The sequence below is a fragment of the Kitasatospora sp. NPDC041988 genome, from assembly GCF_055588525.1.
The window spans coordinates 105,351-122,831 of the sequence record NZ_JBVJCO010000027.1 but is presented as its reverse complement, the minus strand read 5'-3'; the positions used below and the strand labels follow the sequence as shown (position 1 = coordinate 122,831).

The following is a 17,481-nucleotide window of genomic DNA, read 5'->3' as shown; positions in this document are numbered from 1 at the left end:
TCCCCCCCCCCCCCCCCCCTCCCCCTCCGCCCCCCCCCCCCCCCCCCCCTACGCTCACCCCCGCCCACAACCCACGCCAGCACCCCCCCCCCCCCCCCCCCCCCCCCCCCCCCCCACCACTCCCCGTGGTCCGCGGCCGGGCACACCGTACGGGGCGTCCGGCCGCGTTTTTCTCCCGAGCTCACCCCCCGAGCAGCCGCGCCTTCGCGGCCGCGAACTCCTCGGGGGTGAGCAGGCCCTGCTGGGTCATCCGGCCCAGGTCGACGAGCTTGTCTGCGATGTCCGGCGCCCCGCCGGGCGCGGTCCGCCCGGCCTGCGGGGCCGGTGCGGCGACCTGCTGAACGGACTGACCGGACTGACCGGACTGAACGAGCTGGGCCTGCTGGGCCTGCTGGGCCTGCAGCTCGGCGATCGCCTCGTTCTGCTCCTGCCCGCCCCGGCGCCGGTCGGCTGCGCCGCGGCCGGCCGCGTACGCGGCTCCGCCCACGACCAGGCCGCGCACCAGGGGCGCGCCCACCGGCCGCATCACCCGCACCGGGCGGATCGGGCGCAGAGGTCGGAACATGGCGGTCCTCACTTCCCGGCCGCGCGGTGCGCCTGGGCGGCGCGAACGGCCTCGTCGATGTGCTCCGGCGGGATCCTCACGCCCGAGGCGATCCGCCCGCCGACCGCGCGCAGTGCCTCGGCGGCCTCCTGCGCCCAGACGTGTTCGATCAGCACCAGCAGCGCCACCGTCCCGGGCACCAGCAGCTCGGCCGCCTCCTGGGCGTCCTCCGGCCCGATCAGCGGCAGTTCGGCGCTCCCGTCCGGGACGACGCCGCGCAGGTGCTCGAAGTCGGCGAGTTCGCCGTACGTCGCCTCGCCGTCCGGGTGCCGCGTCACCACCAGCGAGTCGATCACCCGGATGTCACCCGCGGTGCAGAGCTTGCCCAGTGCGGTGGCCGCCTCGACGGTGATGGTCTGCTGCGGGAATGTGAGGACGAGCAGTTCGGCCGGACCCATACGGGACTCCCTTCTACATGCAAATCGCCCATAGCGGGATCTAAGCACACGAATTTGGAAAATATCCGACGCGCCGCCGACATTCCCGGACACGCCCGGGCGACGCAATAAACAGGAGGTCCATACCCCTCGAACCCCTTGGGAGACCTCATGACCATCGCGATCGCCAAGCTGTCCGACCCGACCGTCCGCTCCTTCGTCGCCGCGGTCAACGCGGGCGACCGGGCCGCCTTCCAGGCCCTGCTCACCCCGGACGCGACCATGTCCGACGACGGCTCCGACCGGGACATCCAGGACTGGACGGAGCGGGAGATCTTCTCCAGCCGCGGCCGCATGGACGTCCAGTCCGAGTCCGACGGCGGGCACGCGCTGATCGCCAACTACAGCAACGACACCTGGGGCGAGATGCGCACCGCCTGGCGCTTCGTCGTCGACAACGGGAAGATCTCCCGCTTCGAGACCGGCCAGGCCTGACGCCGCACGGGCGGGCCTGACGCCGACCCGGCCCGGGCGGGCACACCGCAGGGCTTGTCTGACCATTCCCGCCGCGCGCTGATGCGACGCGAATTGTCAGACCAGCCCTAGGCGGGCAGCCCGAGGCAGCCGCGCACCGCGCGGATCAGGTTCCGCGAGCGGATGTCGCCCGTCACCCCGGGCTGCATGCCGTTGGTGACGTAACCGAAGCCCAGCCCGAGGTCCGGGTCGGCGAAGCCGAGCGAGCCGCCCCGGCCCGGGTGGCCGAAGCTCGCCGGCGAGGCCATCAGCGCGGTCGGGCCGTGCCGGAAGAAGCCGAGGCCGAACGTCGAGTTGACGATCAGCACCCGGTCCGGCCCGCTGACCACCGGCCCGACCGCGCGCGTCAGCACCTCCGGGCCGAGCAATGGCGGCAGGGCCTCGCCCGCCCCGGACCCGTGCCGGTCGGCCGCGCCGACCAGCGCCGCGTAGAACCGGGCCAGCGAGCGGGCGGTGCCGATCCCGCCCGCCCCGGGGATCTCGGCGGCCTGCACCGCCGGGTCGTTGAGGTCCACCCCGGGCCGCACCGAGGCGAAGGCCCGGGCGGTCAGCGAGGCCTGGTCCTGGTAGGCGTCCCGGACCGCCTGCTTGGGGCGCAGCCGCAGCCCGCTCGGGCCGGTCCGGGCGGCCTCCGGCGCGGGCAGGTCGACCAGCCTGCCGACCCGCGGCGCGGCGCCGGCCGGCAGCCCGATCCACAGGTCGAGGCCGAGCGGCCGGGCGATCTCCTCGGCGAAGTACTGGCCGATGGTGCGCCCGCTCACCCGCCGGACCACCTCGCCGACCAGCCAGCCGAAGGTGTACGGGTGGTAGCCGTGCGCGGTGCCGGGCTCCCAGGCGGGCGCCTGGGCGGCGACGGCGGCGGCCGCCCGCTCCCAGGTCAGCACGTCCTCCAGCCGCAGCGGCACGTCCAGCGCGGGCACGCCGGCCTGGTGCGAGAGCAGCCAGCTCACCGGCACCCGGTCCTTGCCGGCGGCCTTGAACTCCGGCCAGTACGAGGCGACCGGGGCGTCCAGGTCGAGCTGTCCGCGGTCGGCCAGCAGCAGCGCGGTGGTGGCGGTCAGGCCCTTGGTGACGGAGCGCAGCACCTGCGCGGTGTCGGCCGTCCACGGCACGGCCGGCGCGGGCCGCCCGCCGACCTCCGGCCGGGCGTCGCCGCCCCACAGATCGACCACCTTGCGCCCGCGCACGTACAGCGCGAAGGCCGCGCCCAGCTCGCCGTACTCGTCGAAGTTGCGCGTGAAGGCGTCCCGTACCGGCTCGAAGCCCTCGGCCGTCTCGCCCCAGATCTCCACCACCGCGCGCCGCCCAGACTCGTCCGACATTGGTCCCGTGCCCCGTGTCCGAACCGTTCGAACCGTTCGAGCCGTTCGAGCCGGGCCCGGAAACCCTAACCTGTCCGTCATGACCAACCCCGCAGAAGAGCTGCTGGACATCGTCGACGAGCACGACCGGGTGATCGGGACCGCCCCGCGCGGGGAGGTGTACCGGGACGGGCTGACGCACCGCTGCGTCTTCATCCTGGTCCGCGACCCGGCCGGGCGGATCTTCGTCCACCGGCGTACCGACACCAAGCTGTTCGCCCCGGGCGCCCACGACATGTTCGTCGGCGGCGTCGTCGGAGCCGGCGAGACGTACGCGAGCGCCGCCGTCCGGGAGGCCGAGGAGGAGCTCGGCGTGCGGGGGATCGAGCCCCGGCCGCTGTTCAAGTTCCTGTTCCGGCAGGAGGGCATCTCCTGGTGGTGCGACACGTACGAGGCGCAGTGGGACGGCCCGGTGTCGCCGCAGGAGTCGGAGGTCGCCTGGCACGCCTGGCTCACCCCGGCGGAGCTGGCCGAGCGGCTGGCCCGCGACGAGTTCGTCCCGGACGGGCTGGAGGCGTACCGCCGCTACCAGGAGCTGCGCGGGTAGCACGGCCGGATAGGGTGGCGCGCATGGCCTCCCGTACGCCGTCGGCGTCGCCCACGTCCGCGCGCCCCCGCCGGAGCACCGGCCCCGACGCCGAGCCGGCCACCGCGCCCAAGGGTGCCGAGAAGGTGGCCGGCAAGGGCACCGAGAAGGGTGGCGGAAAGGCCGCCGAGAAGCCCCGCCGACGGCTCAGCGTGGACGAGCGGCGCGAGCAGCTGATCGCCGTCGCGCTGGAGCTGTTCAGCCGCCGCCCGCCGGAGGAGGTGTCGATCGACGACATCGCGGCCGCCGCCGGCGCCTCCCGGCCGCTGGTCTACCACTACTTCCCGGGCAAGCAGGCGCTGTACGAGGAGTCCCTGCGCCGGGCCGGCCGGGAGCTGGCCGGCCGGTTCGAGGAGCCGGCCGAGGGCCCGCTCTCCGATCGGCTGCACCGGGTGATGGGCCGCTACCTGGACTTCGTGCAGAGCCACGGCCCCGGCTTCGCGGCGCTGCTGCGCGGCGGCTCGGTGGCGGCCAGCGCAGGGACGTCCGCGGTGATCGACGAGGTTCGGCGGGCCGCGGCCGACCAGATCCTGGCCCACCTGGCCGTCCCCTCGCCCAGCGCGGGCCTGCGGCTCACCGTCCGCGCCTGGATCGCCAACGCCGAGATCACCTCCCTGGAGTGGCTGGCCGAGCGCTCGGTGCCGCTGGAGGAGCTCCAGCTCCACCTGGTCCAGGAGTTCGTGGCCGCGCTGACCCTGACCGCTGCCCGGGAGCCCGCGCTGGCCGCCGAGCTCGCCGGGTTCTTCGCCGGGGAGCGCCCCGACGGCCCGACCGGGCGGCTGGTGCGCGACCTCGCCGCCCTGTTCACCGTCCCCGGTGTCGCGGACGCCGTCGCCGCGCTGGCGGCCGAGCCCGCGAACTGACGGCCGGCGGACCCTCCGCACCGGCCGCCGGTTCTGCCCGGACCGCGGCCTCTGATAGGAATGTCCACGGATCTGACGGCACGCCGGTCACCAGCGCGCTTGGTCCACCGAACGCAGACGGAGCAGAGCGGGGGCTCATCAGTTGACCCAGGACGGCCAGTTCACCACGGAAGCCAACCCCTTCGCCGCCGCGGAGCAGGTTTCCGCGACCCTGGGCGCGCTCACCGACGCCCTCCTCGCACCGCAGGCCTCGCGCCACCCGGCGGCCTCGCTCACCGCGCTGCGCACTGGCACGCACCCCGCGGCCGAGACGCTGTTCAACCTGCGGCTCGCCCCCAACGGCCCGGTGTACGACGCCGTCGACCGGCTCGGCACCGTCGTCACCGCCGGGACGGCCCGCCCCGGCACCGGCGCCCCGGTGGCCGCACTGGCCGCCGAAGCCCTGCACGCCCGGTACGGCGGCGGCGCGGTGCGCGGTGCGGTGGCCGACCGGGGCACCCTCTCGGCCGCGCTGTTCGAGCTGCCGGTGGCCGGCGAGGCCGCCGACCCCAAGCTCCGCCCGCCGTTCGCGGCCGCGCTGGCCGCGCTCGCCTCCGGGCAGCAGACCCGGCAGCCGGTCGAGCTGGCCACCGGCGCCGGCACCGAGGTCCGCCTCGTCGTCCCGCCCGGCTTCCACCCGCTGACCTCCCCCGGCGGCCCGCCCGGCGTCTCGGCCCGGACGGTGCCCGCCGGCCCGGCCGCCGCCGACAGCGCGGCCACCGCCCGGGGCGTGGACCCGGCCACCGGTGCGGCGGCCACCGAGCTGACCGCCCATCTGGCCGAGGTGGCCGAGGAGCTGTTCAGCGGCACCGGCCCGGTGCCGCGCCGGGACTTCGCGGTGGTCGCCGCCTCCCTGGCGGACGCCTTCACCGCCTCGGGCACCGTCTACGCGGGCGTCTGCGCCGTCGAGGTGGACGGCCGCCCCAGCGACGCCACCCTGGTGGTCTCGCTCACCCAGCACCCGCTGCCGATCACCGGGCTCGCCACCGAGCTGGCCACCGTCCGCCGGCACGCCGAGGTCTGGACGGTGCTGCTGCCGGCCGGCCCGGCCGCCGTCCTGGTCGAGGGCCGCAGCGTACCGGTGCCCGGCCCGCTGGCCGCCGACGGCCAGCGGCGCTGGACGGTCACCGCGGTGGTGGAGGCGTTCGTCCCGCTGCCGGACGGCGTCTCGGTGCTCTGCGTCCAGCTCACCACCGGCCAGCAGCAGGACTGGGAGCTGTACACCGAGGTCTTCGCCGAGCTGCTGACGAGCGTGCAGTTCGGCTGGGACGGCGTCGCCGGGAAGCTCACCGCCCCGGCCGTCCCGGTGTCGGCTCCCCCCGTGCAGGCCGCCGTCCCGGCGCTCACCCCGACCCCGACCCACGGCGTCCCGGCCGACCAGACCCCCGCCGACCAGGCGCCCGCCGACCTCCCGCCGCTGCCGACGGTCTTCACCGACCCCGCCCCGGCCGACGCGACGCCGCTGCCGGTGCACCTGCGCGGCACGCCGGTGCGCGTCCCCCCGGCCGACTTCAATCCCTTCGCGCGGGTCGCCGACCCGACGCCGGCCCAGCCGATCCTGATCCCGGACGACGGCCCCGCCGACAACTTCGCCGCCGCCGCCGGCACCTTCGCCGACGACCCGGACCGCACGCCCGAGGGCACCCCGGTGACGGTCCCGCCGCCGGACTTCGACCCCTTCGGCGGGCAGCCCCCGACGCTCACCGACACCACCGCGCCGGGCGCCGGGGAGGACGACCGCCCCAAGGGCACGCCGGTCACTATCCCGCCGCCGGACTTCAACCCGTTCGCCTTCAGCCCGTCGCCGCCCGGAGCGACCACCCCGGCCGCCCCGCCGGCCGCGCCGGCCGCCGCCCCGGTCACCGACCCGTTCGGCACGGTGACGGCCGACCAGCCGAAGGACCCGTTCGGCACCACCCTCCCGCAGCAGGCCGCGGCCGTCCCTCCGCCGCCCTCGGTCCCGCCGGCCGTCCCCGCGCCGAGCACGACCGCGACGACGGTCGCCGTGCCGACCGAGGAGTCGCAGGAGGACGGAAAGCCCAAGGGCACCCCGGTGACGATCCCGCCGCCGGACTTCAACCCCTTCGCCTTCAGCCCGTCGCCGTCCGGGACGACCACGCCGGCCGCCTCCGAGGCCCCGCCGGCCGTCGCCCCGGAGAACAGCCCCTTCGGCTGAGGCCTGTCGCGAGGGCCGCCCCGAGTGGGCGGCCCTCCACGCGACTCCACACCGATCCCGAACGCACGTACGATCAGCCGCCGTTGGCCGCGCCCCGGGCCAACCGCCCGCCCCCGCCCGCGCGGTCATGCCCACGCCCGCCAACTGGTACAGACCTATTGCCAGTTGCCGGCCGGCTCCCTACCCTCGGGGAACACAGGATCCTCCGCGGCACCCCGACGGCCCGAGGTCTCCCGCTCCGCGCCGCCCCACGGCCGGAGCACCCGCACGCTGCTCCACGCACCTGACACCTCCCCACAGGTAACGGGGCGACCCGGCATGCCCGGAGGCCCCAGGACAGGAGCCACATCCATGCGCAGACGTCGGATCAAGCTGCCGCTGCTGGCGGCCGGGACACTGCTCGTCCCCCTGCTCGCCGTCTCCCTGCCCACCACCGCTGCCCACGCCGCCGGGTCCGCCACCGCGACCTTCACCAAGGGCAGCGACTGGGGCAGCGGCTACGAGGGCGGCTACACCATCTCCAACGGCTCCGGCACCGCGATCAACGGCTGGACCCTGGAGTTCGACCTGCCGTCGGGAAACACGGTCGCCTCGCTCTGGAACGCGAGCTACACCACCGCGAGTTCGCACGTCACCGTCAAGAACCCGAGCTGGGCCGCCACCCTGCCGCCCGGCGGCTCGTACAGCTTCGGGTTCAACATCGCCTACTCCGGCGGCTACAAGCCGCTGCTCAACTGCAAGCTGAACGGCCGGCCGTGCGACGGCACCGGCGGGGACCAGACCGCGCCGACCGTGCCGGGCGGCCTCAAGGCCGGCAACGCCACCCAGACCACCGTCGACCTGTCCTGGACGGCGAGCGCCGACAACGTCGGGGTCACCGGCTACGACGTGTTCCAGGGCGCCACCAAGGTGGCCACCACCGACGGCGCCACCACCGCGCTCACCATCCAGGGCCTCACCGCCGGCACCGCCTACCAGTTCACCGTCCAGGCCTTCGACGCCGCGGGCAACCGCTCGGCCGCCGCCGGGCCGGTCAGTGTCACCACCAAACCGCCCGTCGACCCGGACAAGCAGGCGCCGACCGCGCCCGGTACCCCCGCCGTCACCGGCTCGGACGCCAACAGCGTCTCGCTGGCCTGGGCGGCCAGCACCGACAACGTCGGCGTCACCGCCTACGACGTCTACAACGGCACCGCGCTCGCCGCGACCGTCACCTCGCCGTCCGCCACCGTCGGCAACCTGGCGCCGGACACCTCGTACACCTTCACCGTGAAGGCCCGCGACGCGGCCGGCAACGCCTCCCCCGCCTCCGCCCCGGTGACCGGCAAGACCAAGCCCGGCGGCACCAACCCCGGCGCGCTGAAGATCGGCTACTTCACCCAGTGGAGCATCTACGCCCGCGGCTACAGCGTGAAGAAGCTCGACACCTCCGGCTCGGCGGGCCGGCTCACCACGCTCAACTACGCCTTCGCCAACATCCACCCGACCAGCAAGCAGTGCTTCATCACCAACAAGGCGGCCGGTCCGGACAACGACCCGAACGCGGGCGACGGCGCCGGTGACGCCTGGGCCGACTTCGGCAAGGGCTGGGACGCCGGCAGTTCGGTGGCCGGCACCACCGACACCTGGGACCAGCCGCTGGCCGGCAACTTCAACCAGCTGAAGCAGCTCAAGACCAAGTACCCCAACCTCAAGATCCAGATCTCGCTGGGCGGTTGGTCGTACAGCAAGTGGTTCTCCGACGCGGCCGCCACCGACGCCTCCCGCAAGGCGCTGGTCGGCTCCTGCATCGACATGTACATCAAGGGCAACCTGCCGGTCATCGACGGTCGCGGCGGCGCGGGCAGCGCGGCCAACATCTTCGACGGCATCGACCTCGACTGGGAATGGCCGGCCTCCGGCGGGCACGACGGGAACATCTTCCGGCCCACCGACAAGGCCAACTACACGCTGCTGGCCCAGGAGTTCCGCCGCCAGCTGGACGCGCTCGGCGCCACCACGGGCAAGCACTACACGCTGAGCGCCTTCCTCCCGGCCGACCCGGCGAAGATCACCGCGGGCATCGACATCCCCGGCCTCTTCGGCGCCTTCGACTTCGCCACCATCCAGGGCTACGACTACCACGGCGGCTGGGAGATGAGCACCAACCAGCAGTCCGCGCTCAAGCTCGCCGCCGGCGACCCGTCCACCCCGGACCGGCAGTTCAGCTCGGAGATCGCGATCAACGCCTACGTCAACGGCGGCGCTCCCAAGAGCAAGCTCACCCTTGGCATCCCGTTCTACGGACGCGGCTGGACGGGCGTACCGCGCGGGACCACCAACGGCCTCTTCCAGAGCGCGACCGGCCCCGCGCCGGGCAGCTACGAGGCCGGGTTCGAGGACTACCACAAGCTCAAGGACCTTGCCACGAGCGGTGGTTACACCCTCTACCGCGATCCGGTGGCCGGCTTCGCCTACCTCTACAACGGCTCGGTGTTCTACACCTACGACGACCCGACCGAGATCGCCCGGAAGACCGCCTGGATCAAGTCCCAGGGGCTGGCCGGCGCGATGGTCTGGGCCTTCGACGGCGACACCGGCAACGGCGAGCTGATGGCCGCGGTGGACAACGGCCTGAAGTAGAGCGCCGGTTCGGCTGGAAACGGCCTGGCCCGTCGCCCGCTCAGTCGGTGCGGCGGGCCAGGTGCACCACGTCCGGCACACCCCGGGCGACCGGGATCTCGTGGGTGACCACGTCCGAGAAGCCCGCCGCGCGCAGTGCCTCCTCGAAGGCCGGGGAGGGCTGCGCGCTCCAGACCGCCAGCACGCCTCCCGGCTGCAGCCGGTGCCAGAGCACCGCCAGCCCGTCCGCGCCGTACAGCCCGGCGTTGGAGTCGGTGACCGTCCAGTCCGGGCCGTTGTCGATGTCGAGGCAGAGCGCGTCGTAGCGTACGCCGTCCGCCCCCGCCAGGTACTCCAGCAGGTCGGTGTGGAGCACCGCCACCCGCTCGTCGTCCAGCGCGCCCGCCGAGAAGGCGGCCAGCGGGCCGGTGCGGTGCCACTCGATGATCGCGTTCTCGCGCTCGACGATCGCGATCCGCCCCCACCGGCGCTCGGCCACCGCGTACGCCAGCGAGAAGCCGACGCCGAGCCCGCCGATCAGCACCGCCGGCCGCTCGACCACCACGCCCGTCCGGTCCAGCTCGTCCAGCGCCGCCTGGATCAGCAGCCGCTCGGAGCGCCCGTCGGCGGTGTCCATCAGGAAGCAGCCGTTGGCGATGATCTCGAAGTGCCGGCCGCGCTGCCGCAGCACCACCTCGCCGAAGGGGCCCTCCCGCCGGTCGAGCGTGACGACGGCGTCGTGGCCGTCCCGTTCGGGGAGTGCGGTGGACATCCGGATTCCTCTGCGTACTCGGCTTTGCGGACTACCCGCCCGACAATAGCCGAGGCCGGCCACGGTCCGGTCACGTCGTGAGCAGCACCCCCGCGTAGCTGACCCCCGCCACCATCACCCAGGAGCCGAGGCCGAGCAGCGCGATCCGCCCGCCCGTGCGCAGCAGGGTGGGCAGGTGCACGGCACTGCCGAGGCCGAACAGGGCAGCCGCCAGCAGCAGTTCCTGGGCGTCCCCGGCGAGCGTGAGCGCCCGGTCGGGCAGCACCCCGGTGGAGCGCAGCGCGATCATCACCAGGAAGCCGGCCACGAACAGCGGGACGATCGGCGGCCGCTTGCCGCCGGCCGCGGCCGTGCCCTCCGCGCCCTTGCGCGCCCTCCGCATCGCTATGGCGACCCCGGCGACCAGCGGCGCCAGCAGCACCACCCGCATCAGCTTGACCAGCACCGCCTCCCGCAGCGCCCCCGCCCCGCCGGTCTGCGCGGTGGCGACCACCTGCCCGACGTCGTGCACGCTGGCACCGACCCAGCGCCCGAACTCGGCCTCGCCAAGCCCGAGCGGCTGCTGGAGCAGCGGGAGGACGGCGATCGCCAGGGTGCCGCAGAGAGTGACGAGGGCGACGGAGGCAGCGACGTCCTCCTCCTCGCTGCCGGCGGCCTGGCTGACCGCGCCGATGGCCGAGGCCCCGCAGATCGAGTACCCGGTGGCGACCAGCAGCGGCTGGTCGCCGGGCAGGCCGAGCCGGCGCCCCAGCCACCAGGTGCCGGCGAAGGTGGCCGCGACCACGGCGAGCACCATGGCGACGGTGGCCCAGCCGAGCCCGAGCACGTCGTCGAGGCTGAGCTTGAGGCCGAGCAGCACGATGCCGAGCCGCATCAGCCGCCGCCCGGCGGTGGAGAGGCCGGGCCGGGCGACGCCGCGGACCACCGGCCGCAGCCCGGGCAGGTGGGCGGCGGTGATGCCGAGCACCACGGCGGCGGTGAGCTTGGGCACGGCGGGGACGGCCTGGTGGACGCCGAGCGCGGCGGCCACGCCGAGGGCGGCGAGCAGCAGGCCGGGGGTGTCCCCGCCGAGCGGGGGCAGCAGGCGGGTGCGGACGCGCCGCTCCCGGATGGTCAGTGCCACGGCGCGATCACCGCTGGTCGTCGGCGGGCAGCCGGTAGACGCGCCGGATGCTGGTGCCCAGCCGGGCGACGTCGGCGCCGTAGACGTGGATCGAGATGGCGGTCGAGGTACAGGCGTTGCGGACCAGGTGGATGTCGCCGGGCGGGGCGAAGGCGGCGACGGTGCCGGCCGGCCCGACCACGTGCTCGGTCTCGACCAGGTGCGCGGTGCGCCCGTCGGAGACCAGCCGGTAGCGGGTCTCGCTCTCCTGGCCGCGGTGGACGCCGGCCACGCACCAGGAGACGTGGTCGTGGATCGGGGTCTGCTGGCCGGGCAGCCAGACCAGGGCGACGACGGAGAAGCTGCCGTCGCTCTCGGCGTGCAGGACGTGCTGGCGGTAGCGGTCCGGGTCGCCCTCGCGCTGGGCGTCGGTGAGCAGGTCGTCGTCGCCCAGGTGCGGGGCGAGGCGTTCGCCGACCAGGTAGGCGGTGAGTTCGGGTGGCAGACCGCGGTCCACGACCGCGCGGATCTCGCCGACCAGGGCCGTCATACGCTCGGTGAGCCGGTCGGTGCCGACCGTGGCGGAGGGTGTCATACCAGCAGGTTCGGGCCGACCGACCTATCACGTCCAACGAGGGTTTGTTAGCTGTACCCCAACGCCGGCTTATCGATCAGCGCCGCTCAGCGGCTACACCGCAGGCCCGCCGCTCAGCAGCCGCCCGGCGGGCCCGCCACCCGGCAGTCGGCTCGCAGCCGGCCGCTCAGCAACCCACCCGCGCCGCGGCCACCGACCGCAGGTGGTCCAGCACCAGCGCGGTGGCCGGGATCCGGCGGTGCTCGCGCAGCACGTACGCGCAGACCTGCCGGCGCAGGTGCGGCTCGACGGCGCGCCCGGTGACCTTGCGGTGGCACATGAAGGAGAGCACCAGGGCGGGCATCAGCGCGATCCCCACGCCGGCGGCGACCAGGCTCTGCACGGCGAGGTTGTCGTCGGTGGAGAAGACGATGTCGGGCGCGAAGCCCTCCTCCGCGCAGACGTGCAGCAGGTTGGCCCGGCAGCGCGGGCAGCCGGCGATCCAGCGCTCGCCGTCCAGGTCGGCCAGCCGGACGGCGTGCCGGCGTCCCAGCGGGTGGCCGACCGGCAGCAGGACGGTGAGCAGGTCCTCCATCAGCGGGATCTCGTCCAGCCCGTCCGGCACCTCGGTGGTGGCGCCCGGGTAGCGGAAGGCCAGCGCGATGTCGCACTCGCCGCGCAGCAGGCGCTGCACGGAGTCCGGCGGCTCGGCCTCCAGCAGTTCGACCCGGACGCCGGGGTGCTCGGCGAGCAGCCGCGCCATCGCCTCGGGTATCAGGGTGGCGTTGGCGCTCGGGAACGCGCAGACCCGGACGCGGCCGGCGCGCAGCCGGGCGAGCGCGGCGAGTTGCTGCTGGGCGGCGGAGAGGCTGCCGAGGATGAGCCCGGCATGCCGGGACAGCGCCTCGCCGGCCTCGGTGAGCCGCAGCCCGCGCCCGGCCCGGGTGAACAGCGGCACCCCGACGGAGCGCTCCAGCGCCTTCATCTGCTGGGTGATGGCGGGCTGGGTGTAGCCGAGTTCGCGGGCGGCCGCCGAGTAGGAGCCTGCCCGGACGACCTCGTGGAAGGTCCTGATGTGCCGTGAGTCGAATACCGGCTCCACTGCCCCTCCGCCCGCCCGTTCCCGTGCCGTCCGGCAATCATAAGCAGACTTTGGAGGTCGTTGGCATTACCCCGGCCGCACCTATGGTTCACGGACGAACCGCCCACCCCACCCCTCCCACCGGCGAGCTCCCTGACCCGCTCCGGCTGGGCGGACGGCGGCAGCCCCATCGCCACCTCGGCCCTGGCCACCGGCACCCCGCCGCGCACGCTCGGGCTGCGCCTGCTGCGGCGCTCGACTCAGCGGGCCAGCCAGGAGAGCAGCAGACACGTCCCGATGTAGATCGGCGCGATCACCATCACCACCGGGTTGACGCCGCGCAGCTCGATCAGCGGCGTGAAGGCGGATGCCCCGCGGGCGGGTTCGGGAGCCGGCTCGGGGGTGTCGGTCACTTGCCGCGACGCCCCTTCAGCAGCCAGCCCAGCGCCCCGCCCGCCACCAGGGTGGCCAGCAGGGCGATCCAGAGCGGCGCGGTGACGGTGAACACCCAGAACTGGATCTTGACCTTGTCGAGGTTGGCGAACAGGAACCACACCGCGAGCACGACGAGGACGCCGATCCCGATGTACCGGGTGGGGATGCCACCGATCTCATTTCGCTTGGCACCGGACGAGCCGTCTGAAATCTTGGTCACACGCGCAGTCTGCGGGCCGATCGGCTGATCTGTCCGGTTACGCGCCCGGGAGTAACCCGCACGGGGCAACCCTGCCCCGTGCGGGTTTGCGCCCGCTCACCGGGTGCCGGCCACGGCTACCGCTCGTCCCGCCAGGAGCGCCAGAGCGCCGCGTACGGGCCGCCGGCCGCCACCAGCTCCGGGTGGCTCCCGTACTCGCTGATCCGCCCGCCCTCGACCACCGCGATCACGTCCGCGTCGTGCGCGGTGTGCAGCCGGTGGGCGATGGCGATCACCGTCCGGCCCTCCAGCACCCGGGAGAGCGAACGCTCCAGGTGCCGGGCGGCCCGCGGGTCCAGCAGCGAGGTGGCCTCGTCGAGCACCAGGGTGTGCGGATCGGCCAGCACCAGCCGGGCCAGGGCCAGCTGCTGCGCCTGCGGTGGGGTGAGCGCGGCGCCGCCCGAGCCGACCTCGGTGTCCAGGCCCTCCGCCAGCGCGTCCACCCACTCACCGGCGTCCACCGCGTCCAGCGCGGCGCGCAGCTCGGTGTCGTCGGCGTCCGGCGCGGCCAGCCGGAGGTTGTCCCGCAGGGTGCCGACGAAGACGTGGTGCTCCTGGTTGACCAGCGCGACCTGGGCCCGGACCCGCTCGGCCGGCATCCGCGCCAGCGCCGCCCCGCCGAGCGTCACGGTGCCCCGGCCGGGCGCGTAGATCCCGGCCAGCAGCCGGCCCAGGGTGGACTTGCCCGCGCCGGACGGCCCGACCAACGCGACCCGGCTGCCCGGGGCGACGTCCAGGCTGATGCCGTGCAGGACGTCGGCGCCCTCGCGGTAGCCGAACCGGACGTCCTTCGCCTCGACCCGGCGGCCGTCCGGCCGGGCCTCCTCGTCGCTCTCCTGCTCGGGCACCTCGCGGACCCCGACCAGCCGGGCCAGCGAGGCCTGCCCGATCTGCAGCTCGTCGTACCAGCGCAGGATCAGGTCGACCGGGCCGGTGAGCGCCTGGGCGTAGAGCACCCCGGTGGTCAGCTGGCCGACGGTGATCCAGCCCCGCAGCGTGAAAAGCCCGCCGAGCACCAGCGTGCCGAGTACGGCCAGGGTGTAGACCGCGTCGATGGTCGGGAACCAGACCGAGCGCAGCCATAGGGTGTACCGCTCCCAGGCGAGCCACTCGCCGAGCTTGCGGTCGGTCAGCCGGACCCGATCGTCACCGAGGCGCAGCGCCTCGACCGTCCGCCCCGCGTCGACCGTCTCGGCCAGCACGGTGTTCACCGCGGCGTAGCCGGCCGACTCGTTCCGGTAGGACTGCGGGGCCCGCCGGAAGTACCAGCGGGAGGTGGCCAGCAGCAGTGGCAGGCCGATCAGCGAGGTGAGCGCGAGCAGCGGCGAGGTGACCACCAGGGCGCCCAGGACCAGCAGCAGCGAGACCACCGCGACGGCCAGCTCGGGCACCGCCTCGCGGACCGACTTGTCCAGCCGGTCGATGTCGGTGGTGCCGCGGGAGACCAAGTCCCCCGTGCCGGCCCGCTCCAGGACTCCGGTCGGCAGGGTCACCGAGCGGACCAGGAAGTCCTCCCGGAGGTCGGCGAGGACCCGCTCCCCGAGGATGCTGCCGCGCAGCCGTGACCACCAGGTGAAGGCGGACTGCACGACCAGCGCCAGCAGGTACCAGCCGACGGCGACCGCGATGGTCGACTCGGCGGTCCCGGTGGCCAGCGACTCGACCAGGGTGCCGAGCACCCACGGCCCGACCAGCCCGGCGACGGTGGCCACCGAGTGCAGCGCCACCACCGAGGAGAACCCGGCCCGGTGCCGCCGGGCGAGCAGCCGCAGGTAGGCGCGGACGGCGGCCGGGGAGCCGACCGGAAGGGTGGTGGCCGGCCCCTGTTCCTGTTGGACGGGGGGCTTCATGCGGTGCTCCTCGGTTGGTCTGGTGGCCGGACGGGTGCGGCGCTCCCCGGCGGTGCCGCCCGCCGCGCCGGCGGGTACGGCGGGGCTGGAGCCGGGTGCGGGGGCGGGGTCGGGTGCTGGCTCGGGGCCGAGTGCTGGGTCGGGATCGGGATCGGGATGGGGATCGGGTGGGGGGTCGTGGCGGTCACACGCCCTCCCCGACCGGGGCCGGCTCCTCGTCGCGGGTGACCGCGGCGCGGTAGCGGGGCTCGGTCTGCATCAGCTCACGGTGGCGGCCGGCCGCGGCGACCCGGCCGCCCTGGAGCAGCACCACCCGGTCCGCCTGGTCGAGCAGCAGCGGGCTGGTCGCGAACACCACGGTGGTGCGCCCCTCGCGGTTCTTCCGGAGCCCGGCCGCGATCCGGGACTCGGTGTGCGCGTCGACCGCGCTGGTGGGCTCGTCCAGGACGAGCACCGGCGGGTCGGCCAGCAACGATCGGGCGAGCGCCAGCCGCTGGCGCTGGCCGCCGGAGAGCGAGCGGCCGCGCTCGGTGATCCCGGCCCGCATGGCGTCTCCTCCGCAGTCGGGCGAGCCGTCCACCAGGGCGTCCAGCACGTCCTCGGCACGGGCAGCGGCCAGCGCCTCGGCGGGCGTGACCCGGCCCGAGGCGGGGATGTCGAACAGGGCGGCCAGGGTGCCGGAGAGCAGCACCGGCTCCTTGTCGTGGACCAGCACCGCCGCCCGCGCCTCGGCCAGCGGGACGGCGTCCAGCTCGGTGCCGCCGAGCCGGGCGGACGGCTGCGGCTGATCCCCGTCGGCCGGCGGCACGTGCCCGCCCAGCCGCTCGGCGAGCTCGCCGGCGAAGTCCGGGTCGCCGCAGACCACGGCGGTCAGCTCGCCGGCCCGGGCGGTCAACCCGGAGGCCGGGTCGTACAGGTCGGACTGCCCGGGCCTGGTCAGCTCCGCATCGTGGGTGCCGGTGGTCCGGCTGAGCGAGAGCACCCGGACGGCCCGCCCGGCGGAGACCCGGGCGACGCTCCAGGCGTGCGCCGCCTCGCCGAGGATGCGCAGCGGCGCGGCCAGGAACGCGGTGGAGCCGTAGACGGCGATCAGGGTGCCGATGCCGATCCGCCCGGTGGCGGCCAGACGGGCGCCGTACCAGGTGACGCCGACCACGAACAGGCCGGGCAACAGCACCTGTTGGGCCTGCATCAGCGACCAGACCCGGGCCGAGCGGACGGCGGCGGCGCGGACCTTCTGGGAGGCCACCCGGTAGCGGGCGAGGAACAGCTCCTCGCCCCCGATGCCGCGCAGCACCCGGAGCCCGGCGACGGTGTCGGCCGCCAGTTCGGTGGCCTTGCCGCCGAGCGTGCGCTGCTCGGTGTAGCGCCGCTCGAACGGGCCGAGCAGCGGCCAGACCGCGGCGGCCAGCACCGGGACGCCGAGCAGGACGGCGAGGCCGAGCACCGGCTCGGTGACCAGCACCGCCGAGCTGACGGCCAGCCAGACGATCACCGCGCCGCGGACCCGGGCGACCAGCTCGACGTACCAGCCGATCTTCTCGACGTCGCCGCTGCCGACCGCGACGATCTCGCCGGTGGCAATCCGCCGGGACAGCCCGGTGCCGAGGTGCGAGGCCTGGCGGGCCACCAGCTGGCGGACCTGGGTGGCGGCATGGATCCAGTTCCACACCGCCTGGCGGTGCAGTAGGACGGTGCCGAGCGCGGCCACCGCGGCGAGGGCGAGCGCGGCGGCGCCGGCCCGCCAGATGCCGGCGGCGTCGCCGTCGACGGCGGCCTGGACGCCCAGGCCGAGCGGCACCGGCAGGGCTGCCTGGCAACCCATCTCCAGCAGCGCCCAGCAGGTGGCGAGCACCTGGCCGCGCCGCTGGCTGCGCTGGAGCCAGCGCAGGAAGGCAAGGGGGGAGGAGAGGTCCGGGCCGCCGGGATCGGCCAGCGGCAAGGTCTTGAGCGGCATGACGCTCCGTTGCGGGTGGTACGGGCGGGTGGCGCAGAGGGCGCGGGTCGCGCGCGGATGCGAGGGTGCGAGGGTGCGAGGGTGCGGCCGGTATGGTCACGGCCGGGGGCTGGTCAGGAGGTCATGACTGGGAGCCTGCCAAGCCGAATGTGACCCACGCAACAGGTTTTCGGCGGCGCGCGCCCCGCTCACGCCCCCACCGAGACCGGCCCCGGACCCGCCTCCGACCCGCCCCTCCCCCTTCCGACCCGCTGCGTGCGCCGGTACACCGCGTCAGAAAATTCTTTTCCGGCCCGGGAACAAACCAGGA

Annotated in this window: 16 protein-coding genes; 5 read left to right on the top strand and 11 right to left on the bottom strand. The window is 74.7% G+C overall.

What is annotated here, in order from left to right; translation table 11 throughout:
• Nucleotides 1-181 precede the first annotated feature (181 nt).
• Both ACZ6NC_RS25770 and ACZ6NC_RS25765 read right to left on the bottom strand, forming a co-directional pair.
• The gene (locus ACZ6NC_RS25770; RefSeq protein ID WP_465736128.1) at nucleotides 182-565 is read right to left on the bottom strand and encodes an SHOCT domain-containing protein; all 384 of its coding nucleotides are present in this window, start codon (nucleotides 563-565) and stop codon (nucleotides 182-184) included.
• 8 nt (nucleotides 566-573) lie between these two features.
• Nucleotides 574-1,002: a DUF6325 family protein gene (locus tag ACZ6NC_RS25765; protein WP_465736127.1), complete on the bottom strand. Its 429-nt coding sequence runs from the start codon at nucleotides 1,000-1,002 to the stop codon at nucleotides 574-576.
• A 150-nt stretch (nucleotides 1,003-1,152) separates the two neighbouring features.
• Between ACZ6NC_RS25765 and ACZ6NC_RS25760 the strand changes: the two genes are divergently transcribed.
• A complete protein-coding gene (locus ACZ6NC_RS25760) occupies nucleotides 1,153-1,476 on the top strand; it encodes a nuclear transport factor 2-like protein (RefSeq protein ID WP_465736126.1) in 324 nt (107 codons plus the stop codon).
• 107 nt (nucleotides 1,477-1,583) lie between these two features.
• On the opposite strand, the gene ACZ6NC_RS25755 is transcribed toward ACZ6NC_RS25760, so the two are convergent.
• On the bottom strand, nucleotides 1,584-2,837 hold the full coding sequence (locus tag ACZ6NC_RS25755) for a serine hydrolase domain-containing protein (RefSeq protein ID WP_465736125.1): 1,254 nt from the start codon (nucleotides 2,835-2,837) through the stop codon (nucleotides 1,584-1,586).
• 79 nt (nucleotides 2,838-2,916) lie between these two features.
• Here ACZ6NC_RS25755 and ACZ6NC_RS25750 point away from each other — a divergent pair, with 79 nt between their 5' ends.
• The 4 genes from ACZ6NC_RS25750 (at nucleotide 2,917) to ACZ6NC_RS25735 (ending at nucleotide 9,162) form a co-directional block, all read left to right on the top strand.
• Nucleotides 2,917-3,423 (top strand): NUDIX hydrolase, encoded by a 507-nt coding sequence (locus tag ACZ6NC_RS25750; protein WP_465736124.1) that lies wholly within the window; start codon nucleotides 2,917-2,919, stop codon nucleotides 3,421-3,423.
• A gap of 23 nt (nucleotides 3,424-3,446) precedes the next feature.
• The gene (locus ACZ6NC_RS25745) at nucleotides 3,447-4,325 is read left to right on the top strand and encodes a TetR/AcrR family transcriptional regulator (RefSeq protein WP_465736123.1); all 879 of its coding nucleotides are present in this window, start codon (nucleotides 3,447-3,449) and stop codon (nucleotides 4,323-4,325) included.
• A 142-nt stretch (nucleotides 4,326-4,467) separates the two neighbouring features.
• A complete protein-coding gene (locus tag ACZ6NC_RS25740; RefSeq protein ID WP_465736122.1) occupies nucleotides 4,468-6,540 on the top strand; it encodes a hypothetical protein in 2,073 nt (690 codons plus the stop codon).
• 351 nt (nucleotides 6,541-6,891) lie between these two features.
• Nucleotides 6,892-9,162 (top strand): glycosyl hydrolase family 18 protein, encoded by a 2,271-nt coding sequence (locus ACZ6NC_RS25735; RefSeq protein WP_465736121.1) that lies wholly within the window; start codon nucleotides 6,892-6,894, stop codon nucleotides 9,160-9,162.
• 40 nt (nucleotides 9,163-9,202) lie between these two features.
• On the opposite strand, the gene ACZ6NC_RS25730 is transcribed toward ACZ6NC_RS25735, so the two are convergent.
• The 8 genes from ACZ6NC_RS25730 to ACZ6NC_RS25695 all read right to left on the bottom strand — a co-directional run bounded on the left by ACZ6NC_RS25730 (nucleotide 9,203) and on the right by ACZ6NC_RS25695 (nucleotide 17,171).
• The gene (locus ACZ6NC_RS25730; protein ID WP_465736120.1) at nucleotides 9,203-9,913 is read right to left on the bottom strand and encodes a spermidine synthase family protein; all 711 of its coding nucleotides are present in this window, start codon (nucleotides 9,911-9,913) and stop codon (nucleotides 9,203-9,205) included.
• A 70-nt stretch (nucleotides 9,914-9,983) separates the two neighbouring features.
• Entirely contained in the window at nucleotides 9,984-11,030 is a 1,047-nt protein-coding gene (locus ACZ6NC_RS25725) for a YeiH family protein (protein ID WP_465736147.1), read from the bottom strand.
• 13 nt (nucleotides 11,031-11,043) lie between these two features.
• Nucleotides 11,044-11,610: a cysteine dioxygenase family protein gene (locus tag ACZ6NC_RS25720; protein ID WP_465736119.1), complete on the bottom strand. Its 567-nt coding sequence runs from the start codon at nucleotides 11,608-11,610 to the stop codon at nucleotides 11,044-11,046.
• Between the two features lie 166 nt (nucleotides 11,611-11,776).
• On the bottom strand, nucleotides 11,777-12,691 hold the full coding sequence (locus ACZ6NC_RS25715; RefSeq protein WP_465736118.1) for a LysR family transcriptional regulator: 915 nt from the start codon (nucleotides 12,689-12,691) through the stop codon (nucleotides 11,777-11,779).
• A gap of 239 nt (nucleotides 12,692-12,930) precedes the next feature.
• Nucleotides 12,931-13,083, bottom strand: coding sequence for a hypothetical protein (locus ACZ6NC_RS25710; protein WP_465736117.1), 153 nt, complete (start codon nucleotides 13,081-13,083; stop codon nucleotides 12,931-12,933).
• Nucleotides 13,080-13,325 (bottom strand): LapA family protein, encoded by a 246-nt coding sequence (locus ACZ6NC_RS25705; protein WP_465736116.1) that lies wholly within the window; start codon nucleotides 13,323-13,325, stop codon nucleotides 13,080-13,082. Before ACZ6NC_RS25705 ends, ACZ6NC_RS25710 begins: the two co-directional genes overlap by 4 nt.
• 116 nt (nucleotides 13,326-13,441) lie before the next feature.
• Entirely contained in the window at nucleotides 13,442-15,214 is a 1,773-nt protein-coding gene (locus tag ACZ6NC_RS25700) for an ABC transporter ATP-binding protein (protein ID WP_465736115.1), read from the bottom strand.
• Between the two features lie 184 nt (nucleotides 15,215-15,398).
• Complete coding sequence (locus ACZ6NC_RS25695; RefSeq protein ID WP_465736114.1) at nucleotides 15,399-17,171, bottom strand: ABC transporter transmembrane domain-containing protein; 1,773 nt, start codon at nucleotides 17,169-17,171, stop codon at nucleotides 15,399-15,401.
• Nucleotides 17,172-17,481 lie beyond the last annotated feature (310 nt).

Excerpts from the sequence above, each read along its gene's own strand:
- ACZ6NC_RS25770 (WP_465736128.1), bottom strand. The coding sequence starts at position 565 with ATGTTCCGACCTCTGCGCCCGATCCGCCCGGTGCGGGTGATGCGGCCG.
- ACZ6NC_RS25755 (WP_465736125.1), bottom strand. The coding sequence starts at position 2,837 with ATGTCGGACGAGTCTGGGCGGCGCGCGGTGGTGGAGATCTGGGGCGAG.
- ACZ6NC_RS25735 (WP_465736121.1), top strand. The coding sequence starts at position 6,892 with ATGCGCAGACGTCGGATCAAGCTGCCGCTGCTGGCGGCCGGGACACTG.
- ACZ6NC_RS25695 (WP_465736114.1), bottom strand. The coding sequence starts at position 17,171 with ATGCCGCTCAAGACCTTGCCGCTGGCCGATCCCGGCGGCCCGGACCTC.
- ACZ6NC_RS25760 (WP_465736126.1), top strand. The coding sequence starts at position 1,153 with ATGACCATCGCGATCGCCAAGCTGTCCGACCCGACCGTCCGCTCCTTC.
- ACZ6NC_RS25700 (WP_465736115.1), bottom strand. The coding sequence starts at position 15,214 with ATGAAGCCCCCCGTCCAACAGGAACAGGGGCCGGCCACCACCCTTCCG.
- ACZ6NC_RS25745 (WP_465736123.1), top strand. The coding sequence starts at position 3,447 with ATGGCCTCCCGTACGCCGTCGGCGTCGCCCACGTCCGCGCGCCCCCGC.
- ACZ6NC_RS25720 (WP_465736119.1), bottom strand. The coding sequence starts at position 11,610 with ATGACACCCTCCGCCACGGTCGGCACCGACCGGCTCACCGAGCGTATG.
- ACZ6NC_RS25730 (WP_465736120.1), bottom strand. The coding sequence starts at position 9,913 with ATGTCCACCGCACTCCCCGAACGGGACGGCCACGACGCCGTCGTCACG.
- ACZ6NC_RS25765 (WP_465736127.1), bottom strand. The coding sequence starts at position 1,002 with ATGGGTCCGGCCGAACTGCTCGTCCTCACATTCCCGCAGCAGACCATC.
- ACZ6NC_RS25750 (WP_465736124.1), top strand. The coding sequence starts at position 2,917 with ATGACCAACCCCGCAGAAGAGCTGCTGGACATCGTCGACGAGCACGAC.